The sequence below is a fragment of the Arthrobacter mangrovi genome (assembly GCF_026011795.1).
Lineage (GTDB): Bacteria > Actinomycetota > Actinomycetes > Actinomycetales > Micrococcaceae > Crystallibacter > Crystallibacter mangrovi.
In genome coordinates, this window is the sequence record NZ_BRVS01000036.1 from 1 (window position 1) to 1,017 (window position 1,017).

Here is a 1,017-nt window from a genome sequence, read left to right on the forward strand (position 1 = left end):
CTGGCGGCGGGACCGAAGGCGGCGCCGTCCTCGCCCAGCCCGAGTACCTCGGCCGGACCGCTTGGGTGTGCGGCGGCAGTGGCGGGGGCCGGGGGCTGGAGGCAGAGGTCGGCGAGGACGTCGGCGCGCAGTTGGGCGAGGGTGCGGGTTTCCCCGTCGAGGGTTTTGAGGTGTTTCGCGTGCTCCTGCACCAGGTTATAGACACTCATCGCCGTGTCGGCGCCGGTCTGCACGGTCAGTTCGGCCATGCCGTCGTCCTGCGGCCGGAACCACACGCCGCGGTGCTCCATCGCCGTCGCATGCCGCTCGTCCAGTGTCTGCGGGTGCAGCCGGTGCCGGGCCGCCCGGGCCCGGTCCTGCACGGTCTCCCTAACCACGTGCTCCGCCCCGGGCAGCACCAGCGCCTCGTACTCGCCCAACAGGTTCGCGGGCAGGTCGCGGGAGCCGCGCACGATCGCGGCCGCCCTCCCCAGGTCCACCCGCCCCGCGTCCATCGCTTCCAGGGTGGCCGGGAAGTGCGCGCAGAGCTGGACAGCTTCGGCGAGGTCCGTGTGGAGGGTTTTCTGGGATTGGTGCAGGTGCGCGGCCAGTTCCCGCACGGTGCCCCGGTCATGGCCCTCCGGCCCCATCAGCGGGGACCCGGGTTCGGTGCGGCGGGAGGCGAACTCGTCCAGCCCCCGCACGCGGGCCGCCTGCCAGGACGCGGTCACCTTTTCCACCGCGGCCAGGTACTCCAGCAGCACCCCGTCCGCCAGCTGCTTGACGTCCTGCCGGGCGAGCACGACGGCCAGGTCCGCCGGTGTGATGTCCCGCCAGGCCTGGAACCATTCCACCGGCCCGTGCTCCACCAGCGCCGGCGGCCGCGGCTTCGCCGCTTCCCTGGCTTTCTCCCGCTTCGCCCGCTGCGCCGGAGACAACGCCCAATCCGGTATCCCGTCCTCACCCTCATCCTCAACCGGCCCGAAGACAGCCTCCGGATCACCCGAAACCGGCTCCGCCGCCCCGGAACCGCCCGAC

The 1,017-nt window shown here is 72.9% G+C and carries 1 protein-coding gene; it reads right to left on the reverse strand.

What is annotated here, in order from left to right:
* The coding region (locus AHIS1636_RS19560) for a DUF222 domain-containing protein (RefSeq protein WP_264797539.1) at window positions 1-1,017 on the reverse strand (1,017 nt) is incomplete at both ends.